The following is a 26102-nucleotide window of genomic DNA, read 5'->3' on the forward strand; positions in this document are numbered from 1 at the left end:
ACGGTAATTTTTCTTACCCTAAATTAAAAATAGGCGCTACCTTATTGCGCCTATCAGTAATCATTATTATTTTTCGCGAACAACCAAGCTATCCTGCCTGTTAGCTTAAAGAGGGCAGCCCAAAATACGTTGGCTACTTTTGTCGACATTAAGGAATACTCTTGAATGTGAACTATAGTAGGAATCTTCCACATATTTTGTTGTCGTAATATAGACGAATTAAAAAGATTTAGTTTTTCCGCGTGCTTCTCTTGCCATTAATATCTTCTGACAAATTTATTTTCTAGTGAGTGCCTGGTCCATCGTTGTCTAACCCTTTCGAAAAGTACTTAGGAGCCTCCTTATAACCCTGACGCTCATAAAATCGATGAGCATCTATTCTTCTAGAATGACAATGAACTTGAATTCTGTCACATCCCCTTTTTCTGGCAGAGTCAGTGGCAAATTCTTCTAATTTCTTTCCAATTCCTTTACTTCTAATTGTGGAATCAACAACAAGATAACTAATCACTGCGATGTCTTTTCTTATCCCTAATTGTGGAATAAAATGCAACGAAATACAGGTGATGATACACCCTTCATCTTCATAGACCATTAATTCTTCGTCAGGATGAGTAAGAAGTCGTTCCATATTATCTTTAATAAAAAATTCGGTATCTGGATAACCCAATTGTATTAATAGTTTGGATATACCTTTCCCATCCTCCATTTTAGCAGCCCTAATCATGATCTTTAACCTCCAATCAATTGTGAAAATTTATTAAGTACTAATTATTACATTATTTTAGCGAGATCACTATAACCACGGTGTGACCGTTTCAAAGCGGATGTGGTCGGGACCTCACTGCTCTTTTCTTTATATCTTAAATTACGAACATTATACTTTATAATCTTTAGTTCTTAAATTTGCAGCTCTTCCAAACCGTTTTTATTTACTCCGGATGGTTTAGCAGTAATCCCATTATCAAGTGTCTCCTCAACAAAGGATTGGAACAGCCTTTCACTTTATTTATTAACTAAAGCGGACAATTCACCTTCAAAGACTTTCTCTTCTTTGTCATTAAAAGTCGTCAGCAAAACAGTAACTATTCCTGTTTCACTTCGTTTTTCCCTAAGCTCAGTCACCTCCACAATTGTGTGTAATTCATCTCCCGGGTACACGGGTTTTATAAATCTGATATTGTTAAAAGCAGTTCCCGCAATGACATCGTCACCATAAATTCCTGTTTCAACCCAAAGCTTAAAAGAAACTGCTAGCGTTTGGATTCCTGAGGCGATGATTCCATTAAATCTTCCCCGCATTGCTTTATCTTCGTCCAAGTGCATGTATTGCGGGTCGAACTCAGCTGCAAATCTCGTGATATTCTCTTTAGTTATTTTTATGGACTTGGTTTTAAATGTTTGTCCGACAAAAAAATCATTAAATTTCATAAATGTACTCCTTTGCTGAGATTATGTGTTGGGTGGACTCCATTAAAAATTATGGCTTGATTATAACACTTGATAATAGTACTTAGTACTAATTTTAAAAATACGCCCATTTAGAAAAAACCACTAGAATATATTGAGCGACATCAGCGACTAACAAAACGAGAAGATATCAAATCTGCTCAGTGTAATAATTGCCGCAAACCAATATAGCATAGATGTAGGAGATATACTCTAACGATTTGAAGCGGAGATTAATCCGTTTTCTGAACAGGCTTTATGATTATCGCGGCTATTTTTTTGTTGTTTATTGTAACTGTGCCTAATCAAGCCTTTAACCACTACCATAGTATCCAGCCTCAAGTTACCGTTGGAGGAGCTTAAACGTAAGCAGGAAATTCAACATGCTTGTGACTACAGTAGCTGCTAACTATAAGTCCTTCTCTTCTTCTTCCGAATTAACATGGTCAGGAAAAGGAGGACAGGCAGTGCAATCTGAAAAATAGGCCAGACTTGAACCAAGGCAACATGAAGACCGAACCACAAAAATTCGGTTAACCTAGGGGAGAGAAACGTAAGGGCGTATATGATGATGCTTAGCAACAGTAAAGCAGTCTTATATCTAAAGGGGGTTATCGTTTGAAGCCCAATGACGGCACCAAACATAAAACCTGCCGTTTTGACTCCGATTCCAATAAATAGAATCATCGAAAACAGGACATCAGCTCTCTCAACGATCTTCGGTAGCTGAATTAGTTGAGTAACCTCAAATAAGGGATAGGTGCTTGCTGCAGCCCATTCCGGACCTAGAACCAGGACTGTTAGTTCATTCATTACAATAAGGAACACAGCAGTGACCCAGTAAACAATGATGATCGATCGCTTTAATTTACGCTTATCTGTGACGATCTTGAACAGGACAAGAAAAAGAATCGTCTGCCCGAAGGGAAAAGACATGATCTCGGGAATGGCAGCCTTCGCTACGGGAGTTAAACCGTTCTCCAATACAGGGAACAAAAATTCAAGGTGAATGAGTCCCGTAAGAGGAGTAAGCACTAGTATGAGGCCATAACCAAATACCAATAAAATGAGAAATATATTACATAGGAGGAACCAGACTCTCGGTCCAAACCAAACCACATCGGCACAGACAATTAACGCTATAAGCGTAATGACTTCAGTAGGAGTTCTGTTCAGCAATGTCAATGCGCCGAGTTCCCCCATGTCCCTGACACTCCTGGAAGCTTCGTAAGCAAAGTAACTGATGAACAGAAGCCCCCCCAGACTACCAACCCATTTTCCCCAATAATGACATAGGAGCTCGTACAAATCCCGATGTGGTTCAAGTTTATGTATGGATAAATACATGATTAGCAGTACAAAGCCTGCAAGTGCACCGATCAACATGGCTAGCCATGCATCCTGCTTGGCTTTACCTCCCAATAGGAATAATGTTGTACTGCCAACCTGAAACAAGGAAAAAGCGATAACTAACCCAGATACCTTGGTGACGGTTTTACTCATACTTTTATGCCCCTTTACTACAAAATGGGTTAGGTTTGACTTCCGATATGTTTCTGTAGGAGTCCAGGACGCTGAATTTGGGCATCTACTCGAATGTCCAGTTCTATCTTTTTGAACTCCTGCTCCCAGTCTTTTTTCACCATCTCCCACTCCTTTGGGAACCTTCGGTGAATCCGGTCAGCAAAACCCGTTACGTCTACACCCAGTTCCTGAAGTTTAGCCCAGCCCTCATTTATTGTTTTGGTCACTTCTTTTGAAATTTCTTTTTCCAGATCGTGTATGGCCCTCGTCTTGGAAATATCCTTAGTGCAAGTAGTTTCATTTAAGGTCCCGTTAATTTTAACTTCAACCTGCATAGTGTAATGAGAACTTGTTTTTCTGGGTGTAAGCTTTACATTAGCAGAGTTTACTAGTAGGGAAGAGTACATTTCCCTACTAGGTTGTTCGCCGCATGGGAACGAAACTTCAGTGTTGTTAACCTTTTGAGACAGATAAGATACTCCCAGACTCTCTTTCTTGTTGAGAAACCCTTTGAGCTTTCCGTTTTGGAACACCCCCAATTTAGTCAATGTCAGCCTGAGCGGAGCCGAGGTTTTTTTGAAGACATCCAGACTCTCTGCTTCCTGCTCGTTCTGAGGGTCTCTTTCTCCGATCAACTCGGCGACTGGTACTCCAATGGATTTGGAATCCGAGTTCATGCTTAATGCGAAATCATAAACCCTAACTTTCGGAAACAACGATAAAATATCGCTCTCTTTGTTGACCAATTCAGCCATGGCGGCGCCTTGAAGTTTTTCAGGAGGCAATAATTTCTTTAATAGATCGGATGCTAGTCCGTCCGTTACAATCATATTTACCATCTCCCTCGCTTCCGTATTACGAAGATAAAAATCGATTAAACGGTCCATTCCTTTCTCAGCAGCTCTTTTACCGATAAATACAACACGGTTATGTGCTACGTAAATTCGTCTTGATGTTTTTAAATTGCTGTACGATAACGCCTGGTTATAGGTTTTGGACTTTACAGAGAATACATGGGATGCTGGTTGAGAAGACCCTCCGGTTCCTCCTCCGGTACCATTTGCAATGGCAGAGGGAACAATAATCTGATAGGACACCATCCACTGTCCGTCGTCCATCATATCTACTCCTGTAGCCGCAGTTACCCATAGCTCATTCAGTTCGACTCGGTTCCAGCAACCCGCCAAAATAAATAAAATGGCCAATGCCAAAATCAACCTGCCTAATTGAGACATACTGGTTCCTCCTTACGCCATGGGATCTCGGCCATGTTCCCCTGCCTGTTCTGCATATGATTCCTGTTTCGTTGCCTGCTTTACTGGATTGGAATCCCCAATCATTATAGGCCGCTTCTTCATCTTCCACCTAGGTACACGCACAAACAGGTCTTTCATATTGCTCTTATAGAAAGGTGCTAGCGGCATCATATAAGGAACGCCGAACGAATTCACAGATACTAATCGAACGAGGATGGGAATCAAGCCCCCCAAAACGCCGTATAACCCAAATAAACCTGCTAACAGCATGAGTCCAAACCTGAGCAAACGAACAGCCCCCGCCATATTGATGGCAGGTAGCACAAAGTTGCAGATGGCTGTGAATGATACCACAATCACCATAGCTGCGGAAACCAAACCCGCCTGAACGGCAGCTTATCCAAGAACCAAAGCCCCAACGATAGAGATTGCAGGCCCTACGGCACGCGGCATTCGTACTCCTGCTTCGCGGATAACTTCGAAGGTGAGCTCCATTAGCATTGCCTCAAGTAGGGTTGGCAATGGTGTATTCTCTCTCTGTGCAGCCAAAGTGATGAGCATTGTTGTAGGCAGCATTTCCTGGTGAAACGTAGTTGTTGCAATAAAGAACGCGGGTAAAAGCAATGCCAAGAAAAAGGATGCCATCCGAACGATCCGAAGAAAAGATGCTAGATCATAACGCTGGTAGTAGTCCTCACTGGATGAGATGAAACGAAAAAAGGTTACGGGAGCAATCAGGGCAAATGGGGTGCCATCAACTAATATCGCTACTTGCCCTTCAAGCAAGCTGCCTGCTACAGTATCCGGCCGCTCGGTGTTAACCATGGTTGGAAAGGGTGTCCATACCCCATCTTGAATAAATTCCTCGATATATCCACTTTCGAGAATACTATCCGTGTTAATGGAATCTAACCGTCTGGAGATTTCCTTAACCACCTCTGGATCTGCAATGCCCCGAACATATGCTACCGATACCTTCGTCTGCGTGTATGCTCCGATAATTCGAGAATCAAAGTGGAGTTCAGTTGATTTGATCCTTCTCCGGAGGAGTGCGATATTGGTGGAAATATCCTCGGTAAACCCCTCTTTAGGACCGCGAATTACTGTCTGCGATGTTGGCTCCTCAACAGCTCTTTTAGCCCCACCACTGATAGAAGCAGCAAAGGCCTTGGAACTGCCTTCGACGAGGAGAGCAACCTGTCCATAAAGAACGGCGTGGATAAGCGCTTGCTGATTTTCAAGACAAGTTATACCCCCAATGGGGATACGATCCATCAACCAACTTTCGACATTACGATCAGAGACATCTCCATTTCGAATACCCGCAGTGAGCTCCTCCAGCAGTGTCGTTAAAATTTGCTGATCAATCAGGCCTTGAAGAAAGCCTACAGCGAGAACCGGATTGCCCTGTTTATCGTTCAAACAACGAAGAATGAAATCCGCGCTATGTCCTATTTCCTGGTTCAACAGGGTCACGTTGTCCTTAAGCGTGCCACTCAGCTCCTCGGATAGCTCAGTCGATTTTTCATCATCAACTGGCTTGAGGCTTCTGCTATTTCTAGATCGTGAAGGCTGTTTAAACAGCCATTTTTTTAACTTGTCAACCATGCCATATAGTTCCCTTCTAGATATCGGTCAACTGTAATATGCTGCTATTCCACAGTTTATATGTACTTTTCTTGTCAAAAGATGGTCGCATACCAATCCATTGCAACTATGTTTATATTGTTGAGATGCCCGGTAGCTTAACATTGTACTGGCAGTCTAATGTTAGTGTAGTGCTTAGAAAAATCTAAATGAGCCCATCGCCATAAGTAAGAAGCTTCTTTACTTCCAATTTACAGGGCGATGGGCTATTTATGTTTTATTTCAGGCAGATAAAAGACATCATCATCGACTAACTCATCTAACTCATCTGCCTGACGTTCGTAAACTTCTAAATTAACTGGGATGGTACTTCTATGTTACGTAGATGACTGATATCTCTCATCGGTGGGCGTCCGAATAAGCGGGCGTATTCTCGGTTGAACTGGGAAGGGCTTTCGTAACCGACGCGAAATCCTGCCGTTGCAGCATCGAATCCTTCCGTGAGCATCAGTCGGCGTGCACTCTGCAATCGAATGATTTTTTGATACTGAAGGGGGCTCATTCCTGTTACTCTTTTGAAATGTTTGTGAAAGGTTGTTGGGTTCATGTTCACTTTTTTTGCTAACTCTTCAATGACTAGATGTTCAGAATAGTCACGATTGATTACATGTATTGCATTTGAAATACCTTGTGCATAGCTTCCGATCACGGCGAACTGCCTGAGTAGCGCTCCTTGCTCTCCCTCTAGCACACGATAAAATATCTCCCGGATGTAGAGTGGAGCTAGTATCTCGATATCCGTGGGTGAATCTAAAAGATTGACGAGGCGAAGAATCGCATCTAACAGAAAGGAAGTGGACGGGTTAACCAAAATGCCCCTTCCCGTGTCTCCCTTTTTCTGCGAACTAGATTTCTTGGTTATATCTATAATGACATCGGGGCTAAGTGTTAATTGTAAACTTAGGTACGGCAACTGTGGAGAAGCATGAGTAATTTTCCCAATCACTGGTAGATGTACGGATGCAACCATATAACTGGACGAATCGCACATGAGGCTTTCCCCGACAAATGTGACGGTTTTAGAACCTTGGGCAATTATGTAAAGAGAGGGCATGTTAAGGGTATGCGTCGGTTTCGATTCTGCGGATGCGCGCCTAAAACAAAGCTCTGGAATCGCTGTTTGGTGTAAACCATCCGTAGGCGTATGCCGTGCAATTTGCTTAGCTAACTCCGTAATGAGTTGGTTCAAACTATTCACCAATCCTTTTTCGTTTAATCTGATTTGAATATTGTAACTCAAACCGGACAGGAATAGGCAAGGAAGGCGTATGAATGGTCTACCTGCTTCATTTGGATATTTCTTATAATTCAAGGCGAAAGACAAATATCCAGATGAAAGAAGGATTTGGCTATGAGTTTAATCCAAAATGCAACCTTGTCCGGAGTCAAAGATAAAGTTGTTGTCATTACGGGTGCTAGCAGTGGAATTGGTGAAGCAACTACGCTTTTACTGGCTGAGCATGGGGCAAAAGTCGTACTTGGGGCACGACGACCTGATCGCCTTGAAGCTCTAGCAGCCCGCATCGCGGAGGTTGGCGGTGAAGTCGTATATGCCAGCACAGACGTCAGACGGCGGGACGACGTAACCAAGCTCATCCATTTGGCATGTGAACGATTCGGTACGATTGACGTTCTCGTAAACAATGCCGGCGTGATGCCGATTTCTCCCCTTGATGACTTGCGTGTAGAGGATTGGGAGAATATGATCGACGTCAACATTAAAGGTGTTTTGTACGGTATCGCCGCAGCATTGCCTGTCTTTCGCAAGCTGGGTTCCGGACATTTTGTCAATATTGCTTCTACAGCGGGACATAAAACTGTACCAAACCAGTCCGTTTATTCTGCCACCAAATTCGCCGTCCGCGCCATCTCCGAGGGTTTGCGACAGGAAGCTGGTGATAAGGTGCGGGTAACGATCATTTCACCCGGTTTGGTTCGGACGAATTTCGCTGAAGGTGTGACGAATCTGGAGGTGAGGACCCGGCTCGAAGAGTCTCGTGACCAGTTCGCAATGCCACCAGAGGCGGTTGCCCGTGCCATTGCGTACGCAATCGAGCAGCCGGTTGACGTTGATGTGAACGAGATCGTGATTCGCCCCACGTCTCAAGTATAAGGGGAATAATAAATAAGCCAATGCTTCAGCGAAAGTAATGCGGATGCGGTTGCAAGAGTACTTAATCCTAAATAGGATAAAAAAAGCAGGCCAACGAGCAAATGTACTCGTTGAGGCTTGCTTTTTTTGCTCCTATAGGAGCTGAGCAGCCCACATTAGGAACCGGTTAAATGGCTTTTTATTTATTTTCAAAAAGACATTGAAATCTTTGTAACCCTTAGTTATAATACAAAACATAACAATTAAAAGCGCTTACATGGGAGGGGATGAAGCTAATGAAGATTGCGGGAATGAATATTACGTATAGGCATTTTCCTTTCGAGCACTTCCTAGATCAAGTGACTGAACTCGGAATCGAGCACATCGAGCTGTGGGCAGGCGAGCCTCATTTATACGTCTACCGGAATGTTCTTGGCAACTTGAGGCACATAAGGCAGCAACTGAAATCCCGAGACATGAAGGTTGTCTGTTATACGCCGGAACAATGTATCTATCCCTTCAATATTGCCGCTTCTGACCCCCAGCTGCGGCAGAAGAGCATAGATTACTTCATAGATAATCTGTACGCGGCGCTGGAGCTGGAGACCAACATGATGCTTGTGACTTCAGGAATAGGAGACTTTGCTGTATTACAATTGGAATCATGGAAATATGCGAGCGACTCCATCTATCAGATATCTAGGGTGGCTGAGAAGGAAGGGGTGACTTTAGCGTTAGAGCCTCTGACCCGATTCGAGTCGAATCTAATTATCGATGCTAAGGGAATCAAGAGGATGCTGGAGGAGATCCGTTCCCCGTCATTAAAAGGGATGATCGACACCGTAGTGATGCAGCTCGCTAATGAGACACCTGACGATTATTTCTCCCTACTCCCGGAGATGGTTCATTTTCATCTGATCGACGGTGACGGCTTGTCTGATGCGCATCTCGCTTTAGATGAGGGGGTGCTGAATTGGCGGGAATATCTAACCAGTCTTCAGAGCCATCATTACGAGGGAGCTTGTACACTAGAGATTATGGGGTTCAATTATTATCAGAATCCGCAGGAAGCACTTAGGGAATCGGTCAGGAAAATAAGAGGAATGGAATTCTTATCACCTTGATTTGGAGGAACTCGTTATGAGTAATAGCTCACTTACACGAAAACTGGGCTTTTGGTCGGCCCTAGCCATCGCTGTTGGAACTACGATAGGTTCCGGAATCTTTGTCTCTTCCGGTGATGTCGCAAAAGCTGCGGGTATGCCCTCGATCTCAATTCTAGCCTGGATTATTGGTGGGGTTATTGCGATTCCGCAGGTCATGGTGCTGGCCGAATTGGCGACTGCCTACCCGCAAAATGGAAGCGGTTACGTATACTTGAATAAAGCAGGATGGAGGCCTTTGGCTTTTCTATACGGATGGGCAACCTTCTGGGCCCTCGATCCTCCTTCCATTTCAATTATGGCTCTGGCCATTGTTGCATACCTGGCGAGCTTCTTCCCTTTCTTCGTTGGAATTGCCGGTAAACTGCTAGCAGTAGCGATCATTCTGATCATCACGTCCATCCATTACCGAAGTGTTAAGGCAGGCGGTAGTTTTCAGGTCATTATTACGGCTATCAAAATCATCCCTTTCCTGATTGTCATTGTGCTGGGCCTCATGTATATGAACTTTGACAACTTTACTTACACGCCTGCCGCAGGAGCGACAAGTTCAAGCTTAATTGGTGGCGTATCTGCCACGACGTGGGCTTACACGGGAATGGCCGCCATTTGTTTTATGGCTGGAGAATTCAAAAATCCAGGGAAAGTTCTCCCTCGGGCTTTAATTAGTTCGGTACTGATTGTATTGGGTCTATATACGCTGCTTGCGGTATGTGTCACCGGCCTAATGCCGTTCGATAAACTGATGGGTTCCAGCTCCGCTGTGTCCGACGCCGTCAAGTACATTCCCGGATTATCCGGCATGGCCTCATCCTTTGTAGCCGTTACCGCGATTATTGTTATCCTGGGTTCCTTGAGTTCTTGCATTATGTTTCAGCCTCGCCTGGAGTATGCCATGGCGAAGGATGGGCTGTTCTTTCAGCGTTTTGCGAAAGTTCATCCCAAATTCGAAACACCAAGCTTTTCGATTATTGCCCAGGTTACCTTGGCCTGTATTCTTGTGTTCTTCAGCAATTTAACCGAGCTGCTTGGTTATTTCACGCTGATTCAGCTTGTCATTAACATTCTAGATTTTGCCGCGGTCTATAAATGCCGTAAGAGAGAGGATTATAACCCGATTTACCGCATGCCAATGTGGAGAGTAACCACTATTCTGGCTATCCTTGGGGCAGGATGGCTGGCTTGGGGAACCTTTACGTGGGCTCCAGTGCAGGGCATGATTGCCGCGGCGATAGTCATCGCAACGGGTCTGCCTGTGTATTACTACTGGGAGAAGAAGTATGGATCTAAAAGCAGTCATGACAGCAGGAATATAGTCATTTAGCCCAGATGAAATGAAGGGAGCCAACTCTAACTCACTGATTTCCTTCAGATTGTACAAAAAGAGTTGTTATATTTGTAATGCCTGATTATACTACTGTATATAACAAATAAAATTGGATGATACTGGAGAGGAACTGCTCCAGTATAGGGAGGGAACGTAAATGTTGAATTTTGACGAACAGTTATTCCTTAAGCTTGTGGAACAAGAGGGCTTGGCCTTTAGAGGACAAATTGAAGAAATTGTAGACGGGATTGCCAAGAAAGGGTACAGCAACATTTTTCTGATTGGTGCGGGTGGCACAATTGCGATGATGTATCCATATGAGTATATTCTGAAATCAAACTCGACCATCGATGTGCATGCGGCGATTGCCGCTGAGTTTATGGTGATGAACAACAGACATTTCAGTAAGGATTCCATATGTATTTTCACATCTGTGTCGGGAACCACGCAGGAGACCGTTGCGGCAGCCGAGTTCTGTAAGGAACGGGGAGCGACTACGATTGCACTTGTGGCAGAAAGGGATACTCCATTAACCAAAATTGTAGATCACTGTATCACAACCGGCTCGGAGAAACATTCCTTCGATACATTCTTCATGCTCCTGTACATGGTTGTGTTCCGGTTCATGTATAACAACAATGAGTTCCCTCAATATGAACAGTTCACGAAGGAAGTTGCCTTATTGCCGCGTGCGATTCTGGACGCAGTCAAAACCTTTGACCCTAAAGCGGAAGCTTTTGCAAAAGAACATAAAGATACTGACTATCATATGATGGTTGGCTCCGGCAACCTGTGGGGGAACACGTACTCCTACGCGATGTGTATCCTGGAAGAAATGCAGTGGATTCATGCGAAGTCGATTCATGCGGCGGAATTCTTCCATGGCACGCTTGAGCTTGTGGTTGAAGATACCAGTGTTATTCTGCTCAAAGGCGAAGATGAGACAAGACCTCTGATGGACCGGGTGGAAAGATTCGCTGAGAAGATTACGAAGAAGCTGACCATTATTGATACCAAAGACTTTGTCATGGAAGGCATTAGCGAGGAGTTCAGAAAGCATTTTGCCGTAAGTATCAACTGGTCTGTACTAAGCCGTATCAGCGCCTATCTGGAGCGTGAGAGAAATCATCCATTAACACTTAGAAGATACTATCGCCAAATGGAATATTAAGATACACAGTCTTTAGTTCATTCTATAGTGATGCATTTGATTTGAGCACTACTTCGTAGTGCTCATTCTTTAATAGCAGGGAAGGCGGGAGCAAGATGAGAATCATTACAGTCGGGGATAACTGCATGGATGTCTATCAAGCAAGTGGCAAAGCCTATCCTGGAGGCAATCCGGTGAATGTGGCCGTCTATTTAACTGAAATGGGTGCAAAGACGGCCTATCTGGGCTGGGTGGGCACCGACATTTATGGGGAGATCATGATCCAGGCCATTCAAGACAAGGGCGTGGATACTTCCCGAATTTCGAAAAAGGATGGAAAAACAGCGGTAACCCATGTAGAGATGGTGGAGAATGACCGGAGGTTCGGCGATTACGACGAGGGAGTTATGGCACAGTTCTTCCTTACAGCAGAAGAGCTCGATTTTGCTGGCAATTATCAGCTTGTCCACTCGGGGATATGGGGTCATGCCGATCCGTACTTTCCTCTCTTTAAGGAAAAAGGCCTGATCACTTCCTTTGATTTCTCGGATCAGTTGCAGGATGATCGGGTACAAACGTTAACGCCCTACGTAGACTATCCGTTCTTTTCGTATACTCAGGATGATGACTATATCCGCCAACTTTTGGTAGAGGCCAAGCAAAGAGGAGCGCAGATTGCTGTGGCTACCTTGGGGGAGAACGGCTCGCTTGCTTACGATGGGGAACAATTCTTTCCGCAAGGAGTAGGTAAGGTGAACGTCGTGGATACGATGGGAGCTGGGGATTCCTTCATTGCCGGGTTCCTTTACGGGCAATTGAAAGGGTTTTCAACGGAGAACTGCCTGGAGCTTGGGACAATCACAGCTGGGAAGACGATAGGTTATTTCGGTGCATGGTGACTGGAGATGATCATCAATGTATAATACTTATTATAATCATTGATGGATAAGGATGAATTTACCATGAATTTGAATCCTTCAACCCCCCAGCCGCTGTATATGCAGATCAGGCAAATGTTGAAGAACGATATCCAGGACGGACGATACAAACCGGATGAACAGATTCCAACGGAAGTAGAGCTCTGTGATACTTATAGTGTAAGTAGAATCACCATACGGAAAGCGATTGAGGAGCTCGTGCGGGAAGGAACCCTGACGCGAATTCCTCGTAGAGGCACCTTTGTGGCCTCCAACAAATTTCATAATGAACTGTTATCAGTAAGCGGTTTCTCAGAGTTCAGCCACCAGCTGGGCATGATTCCGAACTCGCGGATATTAAGAAGCGAAGTAATTCCGGCGTCTGGAGAGGTGGCTGGACATCTTCTTATTGAAGAAGGCAGCCCTGTGTTGGAGCTTGAACGGTTGATGTATGTAGATGACCGTCCGCTTTTCTATGATATAGCCCATTATTCACTCACCCGTTTTCCAGATTTGGAAAAGAAGATCGCAATGAAAGAATCGACTTACAAGATTCTGTCGGAGGATTATAACACCGAGATCGTGAGCAATGATAAGATCATTGATGTAATCGGTGCGACCAAAGATTATGCGAAATTGCTTGAATGTGATATTGGGGCGAACTTGTTTCGGATATTGAAAATTGCTTTTGACGCAAACGATGAGCCTGTTCATCTCTCCACATTTATGTGTGAGACGAATCGGGTCAATCTGACGGTACACCGGGCAAAATAGTTCATGCCCATCGGCATGGCCTATTCTCCAAAAGGATCTAGCATCGAAACGAGTATACGGCTACTTCAGGACGTAGCTTTGTTCATCAGGATTGTTTCTTTTACTTGGACTATGGAATCATGGGCTCTGCTGGCTAAGCGCCGGCAGGCCTTTTTTGTGTTTTGAAATACGAAATCATGTTTTTGTAAGATGATTGCAAGGGTGGTATAGAATTAGATATTTCAAACATAATAAGACAGCCTGTTTTATTCCAAATGTAAGGGGAGCAGATGAATGTGAAAATTAAATGGTTGTTGGCGTTGCCGTTAACCTTGGTACTCGTTTTTAGCATGACCCCGGCAGTAGTTACGCAAGCAAAGGCAGGTGAGGAAAAGGGCTCCATTTGCCTAAGCCCCAAAATGGTGCAATTGAAAGTCGATATGCAGAAGGTATGGATCGACCATACGATATGGACGAGAAGCTATATTGTCAGCGCTATATCTAATCGTCCAGATCAGAAGGATGTATTGGATCGGCTTTTACAGAACCAGCAGGATATAGGCAATGTGATCAAGCCTTATTATGGGGAAGCCGCTGGTAATAAGCTGGCTGAACTTTTGAGAGAGCATATTCTGATCGCAGGGAAAATTGTAGCGGCTGCTAAAGCGGGCAATCAGGCGGATATGAAAAAGCTAGATGCGGATTGGCATGCAAACGCCGACGATATTGCTAAATTTTTAAGTGCAGCGAATCCGAACTGGCAGTTCAAAACGCTACAAGATATGCTGTATACGCACCTTCAGTTGATTACGGAGATAGTCCTTAACTGTATCAAAGGAGATTGGAAAGCAGATATTGCAGCAACCGATAAAAATGAGATCCATATGATTCATTTAGCGGATATCCTGACAGAAGGTATTGTCAAACAGTTTCCTGAAAAATTTTAAGCGAGCATTATAGACGCTGCAAAGCAGATTAGCTTTTTATAATCACCCCAAAGGTGGCTATGGAAAGCTTTTTTTCTATCCAATTCTCTACCAAAATACGGACAAAGGAAGAAAGCCCATCTAGCTAACAGCGAGGCTCCAAACCTTTTGAAGATCGCATTTTTTGTATAAAATTGGGACGTAATATGGTGCTAAAAAAAATAAATATTTTATATTATTTGTTTGTGCTAATATATCTCTATTCCATTACAACTAGAAATGAGGATATTGTGTGCACCATGACAAGGAATTAAAGCTTGTAGAAACAAATATTGCGAAAGGGATTGCTGTAATACTACTTTTGATTCATCATCTTTTTGCTTTTCCTGACAGATTAAAGTACGACTATGTTTCATTATTTAGTTTATTTCATGAAAGAGGCGAGTTCTATTTAGGGCATTTTGGCCAGATTGCAATTTCTATTTTCTTATTTTTAAGTGGTTATGGCTTATATAAGAGCAATGTGCAAAATCCACAGCATTTAATGCAGAAAAGCTTTACAAGATTAAGCAAAATCATGATAAACTACTGGGTTGTTTTTTTGCTTTTTATTCCGGTAGGTCTGTACTTCTTTGGAACTTCCGATAGATTTCAGCATAATTCAATAATGGATTTTTTGCGGAATTTTATAGCGCTATCCAGTTCATATAATGGTGAGTGGTGGTTTTTATATGATTACATTCTGCTGCTATTAATTTTTCCGGTCACCTTCCAAGCCTTCCAACGTAACGCATGGGTAACTCTTCTAATCGCTGGCCTAGTTTTTTATAATTCATATTCACAAGGAAACTATTACAGCATTATGTATTGGCAGTTGCCGTTTATGATAGGGCTATTCTTTGCGAAATATAAATTGTATTCATGGATGAATAAGATTTATAATTCTATTATTTTCAATAATATACTATTTGATATTATTGTTCTTGTGCTGTTATTCCGTTTTCGTACTACGAGTCAATGGTTTGAAAAGACAACGATTGATATGATAATAGCTCCTGTAGTTATCCTCGTTAGTATTCATTTAATGAATAAATTAAAACTAACCAGACCTTTCGCTTACCTAGGTAAAAATTCAATGAATATTTGGTTAACCCATACCTTTTTTTGTTATTATTATTTTCAAAGCATTGTTTTCTTCCCCAAGGTATCTATTTTGATTTTGTTGTGGTTAATTTTGTTAACGGTACTTACCTCAATTATTGTTAATAGCATCATCAGTCTCATTAATAACAAGGTGTACACTAAAAATATGGATCTTAATCCAAACCAAGTTGGAAGCCAAGTCTAGGTTGGTTATTTGCACTCATTCAAGAGCAGTTTAGTTAATATAAACGCAGCCTCCATGCTTTTTGGAAGCTGCGCTTTTTTATTGAAATGAGCAGGTTGCAACCCTATATTTATTTGGTTGAATACTCACTTACTTCAAATGTGAGTATTTTGTTGAAAATTACGTAGTCTTTGCGAGTGCTGAATGGGCCTTTGTTATTATTATGCTTATCAATGGCAAAGAATGAAGCACCTCTGCCCGCATCTTTTGCGTCGTACCAAGCGATGAAGGCATTCAATTCTTTCTTACTCAGATCGAATTCTTTATCAAATCCATTGTCCATCGTTACAGTTAGAATGGCGCGGTCACCAGTTGGTTGCGATGATCCATCTGTATCCGATGGGTCAGGTGTTGTAGATGGGTCGGGCTTTGTTGATGGATCAGGCGTTGTAGATGGGTCGGGTTTTGTTGATGGATCAGGTGTTGTAGATCCACCCGTAGCTTGATAAGGTAAGAACCCTTCAGGGATTGGATATTTAAAATCACTTGCCCCAAAATTAGCTGCAAAATTTATCTTCTCACCAGTTCCACTTAAAACCGCAGGGAAAATCTGTGTCCCTTCTAATTCAGATGGTTTTATTGAATTAGCTCCAAGGGAGACTCCATTTTTGTACCAGGCAATTTTATCGTTATCTAAATCTAATGCAATGCCGATAACGTCACCTGTTCCAAAGCCAGGACTGTAACCTATAATAACAGGTGATTTGATGCTGTTATAAATCGAACCATTGTTTCCATAAATAGTTTGAGCCTGTTGATCTGATTCACCTGTTATTCCTACGAATGATGCAACATTAGTTACTTTTATTTCCCAGTACCATTTTCCATTTGTTTTCCCAACTGTTGCTCTGTCTCTTGTTCCTGAACCATCAAGAGAAGTTACTAAAGAACCATTTGTCCAAGTCACATTTGTTGTCTCAGCTTTTGTAACTGTAGGGAACAATGAGAACACCGAAACTCCAATAAGAAGAGCTAATGCTATTGTTCCTAGGTTTTTATAAATATTTTTCATGAGTTCCTCCTAAATATATGTATTAACAGGTGAATTATAAAACTGGATTGGGATAATTGTCCAAACATTAAATGATATATATTCAAATGTAAGTAATATTTTGGAATTTAATTTTTGAATAAGGAAAATGAGATAACATACGCAGAAATGCTTGTTGCAGAAGGAATCTATATATAATCTACCGAATGAAAACATTTGAGGTGATCGTTGTGAAACGTACATATAAAGTATTGAAGACAGATATGGAACTGTTCGGAGCCGCTTTGGTCCAGGCGCATGTATATGTGGTATCCGTTGATGAGGAATTACGCGTGACATTTGAGGATTATGGGGGAATAGTAGAGGAGATTAAGCCAGAATCGGTCAAGATAGCAGGTAAAATTTTTATGAGAGACCAGCTTGAGTTTCGGGTAGACTTGGTAACGGAAGAAAATCCTGAATGATTTAATAACTCCGGCTCAATTTCGGAATTGGATTCGTATGAGACATTGAACTTCGATATTCATAATGACCTGTCATATCCCATATGACTAAGTAAGTACTTTTTTGCTCATTTAGAGGAGGGATATCATTGGATGCATTTGTTTCACGCTCATTAGATGAAATACGTTTTTGGTCCAGGATTATGAAGGAGCATTCCTTTTTTCTGGGGTTAGGCTTTAGAGCGGAAGATACTCAACTTAAAACAGAAGCCAATCGGTTTTACGCTATCTTTGAGGATATTGAGAAAAGATCGTATGAATTTAATATCAATACAGATCCTTATACAATCAAAGAGTTTAATACGGAAGTACAGAATGCGGCGACAAATATTTGGGCATTTAAGAGGATGGTATTGGGGCTTATATTACAATGCAAACTTCCTGGACAAACCAATTTCCCCTTGCTGGTAGATCATGTAAGCCGGGAAGCGAATTATTTCAGAAATCGTTTAGGGGAACTCAATTCAGGAACGCTTGAACCCTTACCTGATGCTATTATTGATGAAAATATTTTTTTCTTAAAGATCATGGCTGATCACGCAAAATTCATAGGCCATTTGCTGGATCCATCCGAACGCAAACTGGTTGAACAAGCTAGGGAGTTTAGTAATGACTTTGATACACTAATGTTTCAAGCGATTGATTTAAGTTATATGCGCCCACAGTCGCAGACCGTTCCACTTCTGAGTCAATTTGTGGATGAAAACCATATCTCTGTTAAGTCCTTGCGAGATTTTAAGAAAACAGCGCGTGATTTGATTGACGAGTGCCGAATAAAAAGCATTATTCACCCTTTATTAGCTGATCATGTATTTCGTGAAGCTGAACGCTTCCTCTTTATTCTCGAAATGTTTGATCAGTCCTTATCCGGCGTTAAGGTGAATAAGAAAGAAATCATGCACTGAGATCCTTAGCAAAACGAATACAGTTTCTGTAAGATGTGCAGTGGAAATAGAGCTTTAGATTGAGCAAAAATTCAAACAGCGGCAGACCAAGACTTAAAAAATAAAGTCTTAGACTGTCGCTGTTGTCATTCAACTAACGCATTCTAATAGGTATCATAACCTTTCTTTTCCATTAACTTTCGAGACCAATATTCACTAAACTTAGATATCCTCTGATGGATTGATAATCGCCAGAACCTGATGGTCCTCCCACTTTCCATTAATTTTTACGTTGCTTCGAGAAATGCCTTCTTTGTGAAAGCCAGCCTTCTCAAGCACACGGATGGACCCTGGATTCCGAGGAGAGGCTTCTCCGACGATCCGATGAAATTTTAGTTCATCGAAAGCGTAGCGAACCACCTGCTTCACCGCCTCCGTCATATAACCTTTGCCGTTATAAGCTTGGTCTAGGCTGTATCCGATCATACAGCTCTGAAGTGGTCCCCTCACCACAAAAGATAGACCTATGCTGCCTATAATCTGATCGTCTTCCTTGTGGCACACCACGAAGGAATATTTCCGATCCTCCATCATGTCAGCCTTACTCTTAATAATCGTTTGGAGCTGGTGCTCCTCCGTATAGTGCTCTTCTTGGTGGTTTGGCGAAAACGTATCAAAAAACTCCCGATTGCGTCTGTACATTGCTGTCAATTCTGCAACGTCCACCTCTTCTGGGAACCGGACGTATACTTGCTGCTCCGACATCTGCACCATCCTTCCATACAATGATATTGAAGGAATTATATCACAGGATGAAGATGCAAAATGGATTGGATGAGTGGTGTATGTTAGGTAGCATTTTCTGGATTTTAACTAAAAATATATAGCGAAATAATCATATTGGATATAGTATTTTCTAAAAAGGGAGGTTAGAAAGTATGAATAGTGCCTACGAAATGCTCGAAGCACATATATCCGAATGGGGAATTTCTAATGATGAAATTACTGCTATTTATATCGTAGGGTCCCGGGTAAGAGAGAAAAAGCGTACTCCTTCAATATCTGAAGGGGCTTTTCTACAGGTTGTTAATATAAGAGTATAAATATGCGTATCCGGTTGAATTATTTTCCCATATTCAAACCTAGTTAGGGGGGCAACATGATAAGCATAGATAAAAAGTCGGACACCCTCATTGTTGTGCTGCATGAGATTTATGGAATTAACCGGCATATACAAAATTTTTGCCGCTTATTATCGGATGAGAATTACGACGTCATTTGTCCAAATTTAATAGGCAAAGAAACGCCTTTTGACTACTCGCAAGAGGAAGCTGCCTATGCCCATTTCATAAAAAATATAGGATTCGAACGTGCTTCTTATCATATTGAAAGTTTATTGTTAAGTATTCAAGCTCGCTATAAAAAGGTATTTATCGTCGGGTTTAGCATCGGGGCAACGATTGCCTGGCTGTGTAGCAAAGAAAAATATGTTGATGGAATCGTAGGATACTATGGCTCTCGTATTCGAAATTATTTGGAAATAACTCCACATTGCCCAACACTACTTTTTTTCCCACAGGAAGAAATATCATTTAGTGTGGATGAGCTCATTTCAGCTTTAGACAACCATAATATCCGGGTACATAAATTCAGCGGACAGCACGGATTCAGTGATTCGTACTCTCCCCGATATCACGTACATTCAGCTCAGCAATCATTTATCGAAATGGTAGAGTTCTTCAGGAAGACTGATCAATAAAAGCAGTCGTTTGCTTCCAGCCCACACCTTTTTCACTGTTCTGGGGAAACGCACAGTCATGATGTGTGGATTAGTCATATGTATATACATCATTGACTATGAAAAGGAGATGTATGTGGCTGTGGCTACCTTTTATCAAGCTTTCAAGCTGAAGAGTCGGATATGGCGAACGATGCTAAAACGGAACGGAGTAACAGGGATTGGAGTAGGTTATGCTGATCCCAATAGACCGGCAAAGGGCGCGGCGATTGTGGTATACACCTTGAGAAATCTTTCGGCTGTGACGCAAACCAAATTGCAGGCAGTAACTCATAATATAAGTCAGGCTTCTGCGGTACCTATCCGAATTTTAGGTGTGGGTTCTTTCAAAAGGGAAGCGGCGACTCCTACCCAAACGAATCCACGCCAAAGATGGCGCCCTGTGCCCGGTGCGGTCAGTGTAGGAACGACGGTTCCCACCAATGCAGGAGGTACTGGAGGTCTCATTGTTATTAAGAATAATACTTTGTTTATTTTGAGTAATGCCCATGTCCTAGTCCCAACGAATACAAACCAATTTCACAATACCATTCAGCCTTCTCCGGCAGATGGGGGCAGAACGGCGGATCAGATCGGGAGAGCTTTTCAATTTGTCCCGCTTACTACGACAGGTATTAACTTTCAGGACTCTGCCATAGCTATTGCTAATTCAAATAGCTTGCTTAATCCGAGGTATCTGATTAACCAAAGTGGTAGTCTCATTACCGTACCTGGGCACTTATTGAGTTATCGTCTGGGGATGACGTTTAAAAGAATGGCTAAAACAAACGGCTTCGCCAGAGGAGTCGTGGAGGCGATTGGCGTGGAACAAAGAGTGAGGGGCGATTCGGGAATCAAGATTTTCCGTGATCAAACCGTCATTCGTTTTACCCAGGGGCGAACTGGGCCTGGAGATTCGGGTTCCGTATGGCTGAATGACAGTAACGATCGGTTGAACAATTATGCAGCCGCGGTTCATTTTGCCGGTTCTACCGATGGAACGCGTTCTGTATCTTTCCCGATTGAACGGGCGATGAGAACCTATGGAACCTTGGTTGCCATTCCGGCTGCTGCTGGAGGATATAAAGCAGGTGTGGCAAAAGGAAAGGCCCCAAAAAACAATTATGCCTATGTCCGGCCATTGACGAGAAAACAAAGGTCCTTGTCTCCAGTCATAACATCCAATGCAGGACAAGAAAAGCATTAGAACTATGATTATCTAGCCGATCTCTATCGAAAATACCTCTTTAAAACCTCTTTTACCCTCGGCTGTAATGCGTATCGCTCGGGTTGTGGGCAGATGCTCGACCCAATGTAATTCGAATAATCTGTCCAGAAGAGCACTTCCTAAAGCACCGGCAAGGTGATGGCGTCGTTCACTCCAATCCAGGCATTTATGTGAGAAGGAGCGACGCTTTTGTCTTGTATTCTTGAGGTTGATCTGAAAGTCAGCGAAGAAAATCTCTCCTTGTTGGGTGATATGAAGTCCGTTCTGATCTTCGGAAAGAATCCCCTTTTGCATGAAAAAGCTCATGATTTGTACGCCTAAATGACCCGCAACATGATCGTAGCAAGTTCTTGCCAACCGTATGGCCTCGTTTTCGGAGGCTTGCTTGAATGACTTGATTGGAACTGGTGGAGCTATGGACAAAAGTGACTCCATCACCTGGGCAACCTCGGGGTCTTGAATGCCATAGTAACGGTGCCGTCCTTGTTTTTCTACGGTAACGACTTGTGCCTCGGTCATTTTAGCCAGATGAAAGCTGGCGGTCTGCGGTTTGATACCTGCCATATGGGCTAATTCACTTGCCGTGTGAAATCTGCCATCTAATAGGGCGGTGAGAATAGCTGCACGGGAAGGCTCGCTGACGAGAGAAGCAATCATGGCTACATTTGATTGGGTGCTCATGGCACGGTTTCCTCCTTTGTAATCCATACTTCGATGAAGGTTGAAATGTTTACATTTTACAATAAGGAGGCAGATCTGAACAGAAGGAGAAGAGAACATGGACCCAATGAATCCAATAAATCCAATAAATCAGATGAATCGTACCCCAAGCATAAAAACGATAAACCCTAGCATTTTATATTACGGAACCCCTGTGATTTTACTCAACACGCTGAATGAGGATGGAACGACCAATATTAGCCCTATTTCCTCCTCGTGGGCATTAGGAGATTGTGTGGTGCTAGGTATTGGAACAGGTGGCAAAGCATTAGAAAATATGGAGCGTCATCCCGAATGTGTAATCAATGTTCCTGGGCCTTCCATGTGGGGAAATGTAGAGCGTTTGGCTCCTTTTACAGGCAAGAATCCCGTTCCAGCGGAAAAAGAGAAAAATGGATTTTCATATCAAAAAGATAAATATGAGATCAGCAAACTGACTGCGATTGACTCGAATAGGGTCAAGCCCACCCGAATCAGGGAGTGCCCTATTCAAATCGAAGCCACAGTGAAGGAGATACGGATTCCTGACCATTCTCCTTATTTTGCGATCGTCGAAACCCAAGCCGTACAGGTGCATGTTCATCAGGATATGATCCGCGGAGAGAATCATATTGATCCGGCCAAGTGGAGCCCGCTCATCTATAATTTCCGCCATTATTTTGGTCTGGGTGAGCATTTGGGCAAAACTTTCCGATCCGAAACCTGATCCTTCAATAAAATAACAATATCCTACCTGAATAATGAGAATTATCTTCCCAAATCGTTCTTTTTGTGCGAGAATAATTGAAAAATCATCCATGACTACGCATACAGGAAGAGACGATTCATACAGCACGTATAACAAGGGAGGCAATAATCATGTCAGAAGAACGCAAGCTGTCATTCGAAACCCTCGCTGTCCATGCCGGACAAGAGATTGATCCTAATACCTTTGCCCGCGCCGTTCCGTTGTACCAGACCACTTCATATGGATTTCGGGATGCCGAGCATGCGGCTGATTTGTTCTCGCTGAAAGAATTCGGCAACATTTATACGCGTCTGATGAATCCGACTACGGATGTATTCGAGCAACGAATTGCCGCACTGGAAGGCGGAGCTGGCGCGTTGGCCACAGCTTCTGGAATGGCGGCGATCTCCTTTTCCATTCTAAATATTGCGGGAGCTGGAGATGAAATTGTATCGGCCTCCAGCCTGTATGGCGGTACATATAATCTGTTTTCTACAACACTGCCCAAATTGGGTATTAAGGTGCATTTTGTCGATTCGGATGATCCGGAGAATTTCCGTCAAGCCATCACGGATAAAACGAAGGCCATATTTGCCGAAACGATTGGCAATCCACAGGGCAATGTGCTGGATGTGGAAGCTGTAGCGGCGATTGCACACGAATATGGTATTCCGCTGATTGTGGACAACACGTTCCCAAGCCCCTATTTATTACGCTCTATCGAATATGGAGCGGACATTGTTGTGCATTCGGCAACCAAGTTTATTGGCGGACACGGTACGTCTCTTGGCGGGGTAATCGTGGACAGTGGCAAGTTCGACTGGAAAGCGAGTGGTCGTTTCCCCGGACTGACTGAGCCGGACCCAAGCTACCATGGAGTTATATACACCGAGGCAGTGGGACCCATCGCGTACATTATCAAGGCACGGGTGCAATTGCTGCGTGATTTGGGAGCAGCCATTTCTCCGTTCAATTCATGGCTACTGCTTCAAGGCTTGGAAACATTGCATCTGCGGCTGGAAAGACATAGTCAGAATGCCCTCAAGGTAGCGCAATATCTCGAAAGCCACAAGGATGTGGAGTGGGTCAGCTATTCTGGATTGCCGAGCCATCCATCCTATGAGTTAGCCCAAAAATATTTGCCAAAAGGACAAGGGGCAATCCTGACCTTTGGTATTAGAGGTGGGAGTCAGGCGGGAAGCAAGCTGATTGCGAATGTAAAGCTCTTTTCTCATCTGGCGAATGTGGGCGATTCCAAGTCTTTGATTATTCATCCGGCAAGCACAACCCATCAGCAGCTGAGTGCAGAAGAACAGGTGGCTGCTGGAGTCAAACCCGAGCTGTTACGTTTATCTGTCGGGACCGAAGCGATAGACGATATTTTGTATGACCTGGAGCAGGCAATCGCGGCCAGTCAACAGTAATAAACAGTAGTTGGCGGCATGTTAAACCCAGTGAGATAGGGCATTTTGCAGTATTCGCAAGTGATTGTTGATCCCAATCGGGTTTTGTTCAGAGTTTGATCAGGCGGGGGGCAACCTCCGCTTTTTTGTTTGTTGACAGCATACCCCTATAGGTATATATTATACCCCGTAGGGTATGATAGGAGGGGAAGAAATGGGTAAGAAAATAGTTGTTATTGGCGGAGTAGCAGGTGGAGCTTCTGCTGCGGCGAGATTGCGTAGATGGAGTGAGGAAGACGAGATTATTCTATTTGAACGCGGTGAGCATGTTTCTTTTGCAAACTGTGGTCTTCCCTACTATATTGGGGGGACAATCCAGGCACGGGAGAAGCTGTTTCTCCAGACGCCTCAAGGCATTAGAGACCGTTTTAATATAGATGTACGGGTGCTGAAAGAAGTAATACAAATAGACCGCGAGCATAAGCTTGTCCGTTACCGCGATATGATCACAGGAGAGACAGATGAGCAGCCGTACGACGTTGTGGTATTGTCGCCGGGAGCCAAACCGATGATACCGGATATTCCCGGATTACATGAAACTACAAATGCATTTACGTTAAGAAACATTCATGACACCGACCTTATAAAGGCATATGTAGATGAAAGGCATCCCAAACATGCCACGGTAATCGGGGCCGGGTTTATTGGAGTGGAGATGGCCGAAAATTTGCGGGAGCGTGGGCTTGCAGTAACCATCATGGATATGGGACAACAACTGTTGAATCCGCTTGACCCTGAGATGGCCAAACTGGTGGAACAGCATATGAAGCTGAAAGGGGTGGAGGTGCGTTTAGAGGAAGGAGTCGCAGCTTTTGAAGAGCAAGGTACACAGCTCCGTTTGACTTCCGGAGGGATGCTTCAGACGGACATGGTTATTTTGGCGGTTGGTATCGTGCCTGAAAATGAGCTGGCCAAGCAATGCGGATTGGAACTAGGTTTCCGCGGCGCCATTCAGGTGAACGCACAGCTGCAAACCAGTGATCCGTCCATTTATGCAGTAGGGGATGCGATCCAGGTCAAAGACCATAATCATGGGTTTGCAACGATGGTATCGCTGGCCTGGGGAGCCAATCGGCAGGGGCGCTTGGCAGCGGATCATATTAATGGTCAAGCGATTTCCTATGATGGTGCGCTCGGAACTTCCGTAATTAAGACCTTTGCATTGACCGCAGCTTCTACAGGTAACAATGAAAAAACATTGCAGCGGCTGGCTGTTCCTTATCAGGCTATTCATATTCATCCCGGTTCACATGCTGGTTATTATCCTGGCGCGTCACCCATTTCGATAAAGCTGCTCTTTCATCCGAAGACCGGGATGATCTATGGAGCGCAGGCTGTTGGAGCTGACGGAGCCGACAAAAGGATTGATGTTATTGCGACGGCGATTCGCGGCCATTTAACCGTCTGTGAGCTGGCAGATATCGAGCTTGCTTATGCACCTCCTTATTCTTCAGCTAAAGATCCTGTGAATATGGCGGGTTACGTAGCCTCAAATATCATGGATGGACTGGTCCAGACAATACAGTGGCATGAAGTTGAAGATTTTCACCGCAATGGTGGTCTTGTTATTGATGTCCGGGATGCGGTGGAGCTACAAGGAGGAACCATTCCAGGTTCTATTCATATTCCTCTAGCCGAGATCAGAGAGCGGATGTCGGAAATTCCCCGTGATCTGGAGATCGCGGTATCCTGCCAAGTCGGGCTACGCGGCTATCTAGCGGCCAGAATTCTAACCCAATCCGGATATCGGGTGAGGAACGTTGATGGCGGCTACAAGACGTATTCAGTTATGGCTAAACGTGGTCATCTTTTAAAATAGTTCATCACCCATCCAATTTGATTAAGATGATCCGTTACTTCGCCGTGCAGCGCACCAAAGAAGGTATCTTGTAGCTCTACAGTGATGGTACCTTTTTCGGATAGTACATGGTAAGCCTGTTTAAGCTCCTCCTCACTCTCACAGTCGAGAATGATTTGGACATGCTGTGCTTTCAACGGTTTACCGTAGGAATCGGAAAAGTGGATATGGCTGCTACCCAGGTGCAGTTCGGCATGTAGAAGCCTGCCTTCCTGCTTGTTCAGTACTTTGATGTTCCCGCCGAAAACAGATTGATAGTAGTCAACTGACTGCTGCACATCATTTACAATGACAAAAGGACTTGCACTTCTCATAAGGTCCATTCCTTTCGTTTCTTCTATGTAGGGCTGTATGCTATCA

Annotated in this window: 25 protein-coding genes and 1 pseudogene; 16 read left to right on the forward strand and 10 right to left on the reverse strand. The window is 43.5% G+C overall.

The genetic code is table 11. The features are described 5' to 3' along the window. Positions 1 to 283 precede the first annotated feature (283 nt). From ACN6NF_RS02660 to ACN6NF_RS02685, 6 genes and pseudogenes are all read right to left on the reverse strand, one after another. Positions 284 to 727, reverse strand: a complete 444-nt coding sequence (locus ACN6NF_RS02660) for a GNAT family N-acetyltransferase (RefSeq protein WP_474314868.1) — start codon at positions 725 to 727, stop codon at positions 284 to 286. A 278-nt stretch (positions 728 to 1005) separates the two neighbouring features. Then, on the reverse strand, positions 1006 to 1431 hold the full coding sequence (locus ACN6NF_RS02665) for a MaoC family dehydratase (protein ID WP_474314871.1): 426 nt from the start codon (positions 1429 to 1431) through the stop codon (positions 1006 to 1008). A 423-nt stretch (positions 1432 to 1854) separates the two neighbouring features. Beyond that, a complete protein-coding gene (locus ACN6NF_RS02670) occupies positions 1855 to 2952 on the reverse strand; it encodes a GerAB/ArcD/ProY family transporter (protein WP_474314873.1) in 1098 nt (365 codons plus the stop codon). A gap of 29 nt (positions 2953 to 2981) precedes the next feature. Beyond that, positions 2982 to 4208 carry a Ger(x)C family spore germination protein gene (locus tag ACN6NF_RS02675; protein WP_474314875.1) on the reverse strand — a complete coding sequence of 409 codons (1227 nt, stop codon included), beginning with the start codon at positions 4206 to 4208 and terminating at the stop codon, positions 2982 to 2984. A gap of 12 nt (positions 4209 to 4220) precedes the next feature. Continuing rightward, positions 4221 to 5837: pseudogene (locus tag ACN6NF_RS02680) on the reverse strand (spore germination protein). A 328-nt stretch (positions 5838 to 6165) separates the two neighbouring features. Then, positions 6166 to 7065: an AraC family transcriptional regulator gene (locus ACN6NF_RS02685; RefSeq protein ID WP_474315055.1), complete on the reverse strand. Its 900-nt coding sequence runs from the start codon at positions 7063 to 7065 to the stop codon at positions 6166 to 6168. Between the two features lie 162 nt (positions 7066 to 7227). Here ACN6NF_RS02685 and ACN6NF_RS02690 point away from each other — a divergent pair, with 162 nt between their 5' ends. The 8 genes from ACN6NF_RS02690 (at position 7228) to ACN6NF_RS02725 (ending at position 15552) form a co-directional block, all read left to right on the forward strand. Further along, positions 7228 to 7989 (forward strand): SDR family oxidoreductase, encoded by a 762-nt coding sequence (locus ACN6NF_RS02690; protein WP_474314877.1) that lies wholly within the window; start codon positions 7228 to 7230, stop codon positions 7987 to 7989. A 275-nt stretch (positions 7990 to 8264) separates the two neighbouring features. Next, positions 8265 to 9092 carry a TIM barrel protein gene (locus ACN6NF_RS02695; RefSeq protein ID WP_474314880.1) on the forward strand — a complete coding sequence of 276 codons (828 nt, stop codon included), beginning with the start codon at positions 8265 to 8267 and terminating at the stop codon, positions 9090 to 9092. A gap of 16 nt (positions 9093 to 9108) precedes the next feature. Continuing rightward, the gene (locus ACN6NF_RS02700) at positions 9109 to 10455 is read left to right on the forward strand and encodes an amino acid permease (protein WP_474314883.1); all 1347 of its coding nucleotides are present in this window, start codon (positions 9109 to 9111) and stop codon (positions 10453 to 10455) included. 160 nt (positions 10456 to 10615) lie between these two features. Further along, positions 10616 to 11629: an SIS domain-containing protein gene (locus ACN6NF_RS02705; RefSeq protein ID WP_474314886.1), complete on the forward strand. Its 1014-nt coding sequence runs from the start codon at positions 10616 to 10618 to the stop codon at positions 11627 to 11629. 95 nt (positions 11630 to 11724) lie between these two features. Continuing rightward, positions 11725 to 12507 carry a fructoselysine 6-kinase gene (gene frlD, locus ACN6NF_RS02710; RefSeq protein WP_474314888.1) on the forward strand — a complete coding sequence of 261 codons (783 nt, stop codon included), beginning with the start codon at positions 11725 to 11727 and terminating at the stop codon, positions 12505 to 12507. Between the two features lie 63 nt (positions 12508 to 12570). Then, on the forward strand, positions 12571 to 13299 hold the full coding sequence (locus ACN6NF_RS02715) for a GntR family transcriptional regulator (protein WP_474314890.1): 729 nt from the start codon (positions 12571 to 12573) through the stop codon (positions 13297 to 13299). Between the two features lie 275 nt (positions 13300 to 13574). Next, positions 13575 to 14225 carry a glycosyltransferase gene (locus ACN6NF_RS02720; RefSeq protein ID WP_474314893.1) on the forward strand — a complete coding sequence of 217 codons (651 nt, stop codon included), beginning with the start codon at positions 13575 to 13577 and terminating at the stop codon, positions 14223 to 14225. 271 nt (positions 14226 to 14496) lie between these two features. After that, positions 14497 to 15552: an acyltransferase family protein gene (locus tag ACN6NF_RS02725; RefSeq protein ID WP_474314896.1), complete on the forward strand. Its 1056-nt coding sequence runs from the start codon at positions 14497 to 14499 to the stop codon at positions 15550 to 15552. A gap of 109 nt (positions 15553 to 15661) precedes the next feature. Here ACN6NF_RS02725 and ACN6NF_RS02730 read toward each other — a convergent pair whose 3' ends face one another. Then, positions 15662 to 16603 carry an SPRY domain-containing protein gene (locus ACN6NF_RS02730; protein WP_474314898.1) on the reverse strand — a complete coding sequence of 314 codons (942 nt, stop codon included), beginning with the start codon at positions 16601 to 16603 and terminating at the stop codon, positions 15662 to 15664. Between the two features lie 185 nt (positions 16604 to 16788). On the opposite strand from ACN6NF_RS02730, the gene ACN6NF_RS02735 reads away from it, so the two are divergent. Together ACN6NF_RS02735 and ACN6NF_RS02740 are read left to right on the forward strand one after the other, a co-directional pair. Beyond that, positions 16789 to 17046, forward strand: a complete 258-nt coding sequence (locus ACN6NF_RS02735) for a hypothetical protein (protein ID WP_474314901.1) — start codon at positions 16789 to 16791, stop codon at positions 17044 to 17046. Between the two features lie 128 nt (positions 17047 to 17174). Next, positions 17175 to 17990, forward strand: a complete 816-nt coding sequence (locus ACN6NF_RS02740) for a DUF2935 domain-containing protein (RefSeq protein WP_474314903.1) — start codon at positions 17175 to 17177, stop codon at positions 17988 to 17990. 201 nt (positions 17991 to 18191) lie between these two features. Here ACN6NF_RS02740 and ACN6NF_RS02745 read toward each other — a convergent pair whose 3' ends face one another. Continuing rightward, positions 18192 to 18734, reverse strand: a complete 543-nt coding sequence (locus tag ACN6NF_RS02745) for a GNAT family N-acetyltransferase (RefSeq protein ID WP_474314906.1) — start codon at positions 18732 to 18734, stop codon at positions 18192 to 18194. 173 nt (positions 18735 to 18907) lie between these two features. Here ACN6NF_RS02745 and ACN6NF_RS02750 point away from each other — a divergent pair, with 173 nt between their 5' ends. The 3 genes from ACN6NF_RS02750 (at position 18908) to ACN6NF_RS02760 (ending at position 20953) form a co-directional block, all read left to right on the forward strand. Then, positions 18908 to 19072 carry a hypothetical protein gene (locus ACN6NF_RS02750; protein ID WP_474314907.1) on the forward strand — a complete coding sequence of 55 codons (165 nt, stop codon included), beginning with the start codon at positions 18908 to 18910 and terminating at the stop codon, positions 19070 to 19072. 56 nt (positions 19073 to 19128) lie between these two features. Further along, positions 19129 to 19728: a dienelactone hydrolase family protein gene (locus ACN6NF_RS02755; RefSeq protein ID WP_474314909.1), complete on the forward strand. Its 600-nt coding sequence runs from the start codon at positions 19129 to 19131 to the stop codon at positions 19726 to 19728. Positions 19729 to 19837: 109 nt separating this feature from the next. Continuing rightward, complete coding sequence (locus ACN6NF_RS02760; protein ID WP_474315057.1) at positions 19838 to 20953, forward strand: hypothetical protein; 1116 nt, start codon at positions 19838 to 19840, stop codon at positions 20951 to 20953. Positions 20954 to 20965: 12 nt separating this feature from the next. On the opposite strand, the gene ACN6NF_RS02765 is transcribed toward ACN6NF_RS02760, so the two are convergent. Next, on the reverse strand, positions 20966 to 21655 hold the full coding sequence (locus ACN6NF_RS02765; RefSeq protein ID WP_474314912.1) for an ArsR/SmtB family transcription factor: 690 nt from the start codon (positions 21653 to 21655) through the stop codon (positions 20966 to 20968). Positions 21656 to 21761: 106 nt separating this feature from the next. On the opposite strand from ACN6NF_RS02765, the gene ACN6NF_RS02770 reads away from it, so the two are divergent. The 3 genes from ACN6NF_RS02770 to ACN6NF_RS02780 all read left to right on the forward strand — a co-directional run bounded on the left by ACN6NF_RS02770 (position 21762) and on the right by ACN6NF_RS02780 (position 25703). Further along, positions 21762 to 22400, forward strand: a complete 639-nt coding sequence (locus ACN6NF_RS02770) for a flavin reductase family protein (RefSeq protein ID WP_474315059.1) — start codon at positions 21762 to 21764, stop codon at positions 22398 to 22400. Positions 22401 to 22552: 152 nt separating this feature from the next. After that, a complete protein-coding gene (locus ACN6NF_RS02775) occupies positions 22553 to 23845 on the forward strand; it encodes a homocysteine synthase (protein ID WP_474314915.1) in 1293 nt (430 codons plus the stop codon). 193 nt (positions 23846 to 24038) lie between these two features. Next, on the forward strand, positions 24039 to 25703 hold the full coding sequence (locus ACN6NF_RS02780) for an FAD-dependent oxidoreductase (RefSeq protein ID WP_474314918.1): 1665 nt from the start codon (positions 24039 to 24041) through the stop codon (positions 25701 to 25703). Here ACN6NF_RS02780 and ACN6NF_RS02785 read toward each other — a convergent pair. Next, the gene (locus ACN6NF_RS02785) at positions 25688 to 26056 is read right to left on the reverse strand and encodes a VOC family protein (protein WP_474314921.1); all 369 of its coding nucleotides are present in this window, start codon (positions 26054 to 26056) and stop codon (positions 25688 to 25690) included. The genes ACN6NF_RS02780 and ACN6NF_RS02785 overlap by 16 nt on opposite strands. Between the last annotated feature and the right edge of the window lie 46 nt (positions 26057 to 26102).

This window comes from Paenibacillus sp. TSM33, from assembly GCF_056099025.1.

What these genes read in the sequence shown, in the direction of transcription:
- ACN6NF_RS02660 (WP_474314868.1), bottom strand. Translation starts at nt 727, where the DNA reads ATGATTAGGGCTGCTAAAATGGAGGATGGGAAAGGTATATCCAAACTA.
- ACN6NF_RS02665 (WP_474314871.1), bottom strand. Translation starts at nt 1,431, where the DNA reads ATGAAATTTAATGATTTTTTTGTCGGACAAACATTTAAAACCAAGTCC.
- ACN6NF_RS02670 (WP_474314873.1), bottom strand. Translation starts at nt 2,952, where the DNA reads ATGAGTAAAACCGTCACCAAGGTATCTGGGTTAGTTATCGCTTTTTCC.
- ACN6NF_RS02675 (WP_474314875.1), bottom strand. Translation starts at nt 4,208, where the DNA reads ATGTCTCAATTAGGCAGGTTGATTTTGGCATTGGCCATTTTATTTATT.
- ACN6NF_RS02690 (WP_474314877.1), top strand. Translation starts at nt 7,228, where the DNA reads ATGAGTTTAATCCAAAATGCAACCTTGTCCGGAGTCAAAGATAAAGTT.
- ACN6NF_RS02695 (WP_474314880.1), top strand. Translation starts at nt 8,265, where the DNA reads ATGAAGATTGCGGGAATGAATATTACGTATAGGCATTTTCCTTTCGAG.
- ACN6NF_RS02700 (WP_474314883.1), top strand. Translation starts at nt 9,109, where the DNA reads ATGAGTAATAGCTCACTTACACGAAAACTGGGCTTTTGGTCGGCCCTA.
- ACN6NF_RS02705 (WP_474314886.1), top strand. Translation starts at nt 10,616, where the DNA reads ATGTTGAATTTTGACGAACAGTTATTCCTTAAGCTTGTGGAACAAGAG.
- frlD (WP_474314888.1), top strand. Translation starts at nt 11,725, where the DNA reads ATGAGAATCATTACAGTCGGGGATAACTGCATGGATGTCTATCAAGCA.
- ACN6NF_RS02715 (WP_474314890.1), top strand. Translation starts at nt 12,571, where the DNA reads ATGAATTTGAATCCTTCAACCCCCCAGCCGCTGTATATGCAGATCAGG.
- ACN6NF_RS02730 (WP_474314898.1), bottom strand. Translation starts at nt 16,603, where the DNA reads ATGAAAAATATTTATAAAAACCTAGGAACAATAGCATTAGCTCTTCTT.
- ACN6NF_RS02735 (WP_474314901.1), top strand. Translation starts at nt 16,789, where the DNA reads ATGAAAACATTTGAGGTGATCGTTGTGAAACGTACATATAAAGTATTG.
- ACN6NF_RS02745 (WP_474314906.1), bottom strand. Translation starts at nt 18,734, where the DNA reads ATGTCGGAGCAGCAAGTATACGTCCGGTTCCCAGAAGAGGTGGACGTT.
- ACN6NF_RS02750 (WP_474314907.1), top strand. Translation starts at nt 18,908, where the DNA reads ATGAATAGTGCCTACGAAATGCTCGAAGCACATATATCCGAATGGGGA.
- ACN6NF_RS02755 (WP_474314909.1), top strand. Translation starts at nt 19,129, where the DNA reads ATGATAAGCATAGATAAAAAGTCGGACACCCTCATTGTTGTGCTGCAT.
- ACN6NF_RS02760 (WP_474315057.1), top strand. Translation starts at nt 19,838, where the DNA reads ATGTATGTGGCTGTGGCTACCTTTTATCAAGCTTTCAAGCTGAAGAGT.
- ACN6NF_RS02765 (WP_474314912.1), bottom strand. Translation starts at nt 21,655, where the DNA reads ATGAGCACCCAATCAAATGTAGCCATGATTGCTTCTCTCGTCAGCGAG.
- ACN6NF_RS02770 (WP_474315059.1), top strand. Translation starts at nt 21,762, where the DNA reads ATGAATCCAATAAATCCAATAAATCAGATGAATCGTACCCCAAGCATA.
- ACN6NF_RS02775 (WP_474314915.1), top strand. Translation starts at nt 22,553, where the DNA reads ATGTCAGAAGAACGCAAGCTGTCATTCGAAACCCTCGCTGTCCATGCC.
- ACN6NF_RS02780 (WP_474314918.1), top strand. Translation starts at nt 24,039, where the DNA reads ATGGGTAAGAAAATAGTTGTTATTGGCGGAGTAGCAGGTGGAGCTTCT.
- ACN6NF_RS02785 (WP_474314921.1), bottom strand. Translation starts at nt 26,056, where the DNA reads ATGAGAAGTGCAAGTCCTTTTGTCATTGTAAATGATGTGCAGCAGTCA.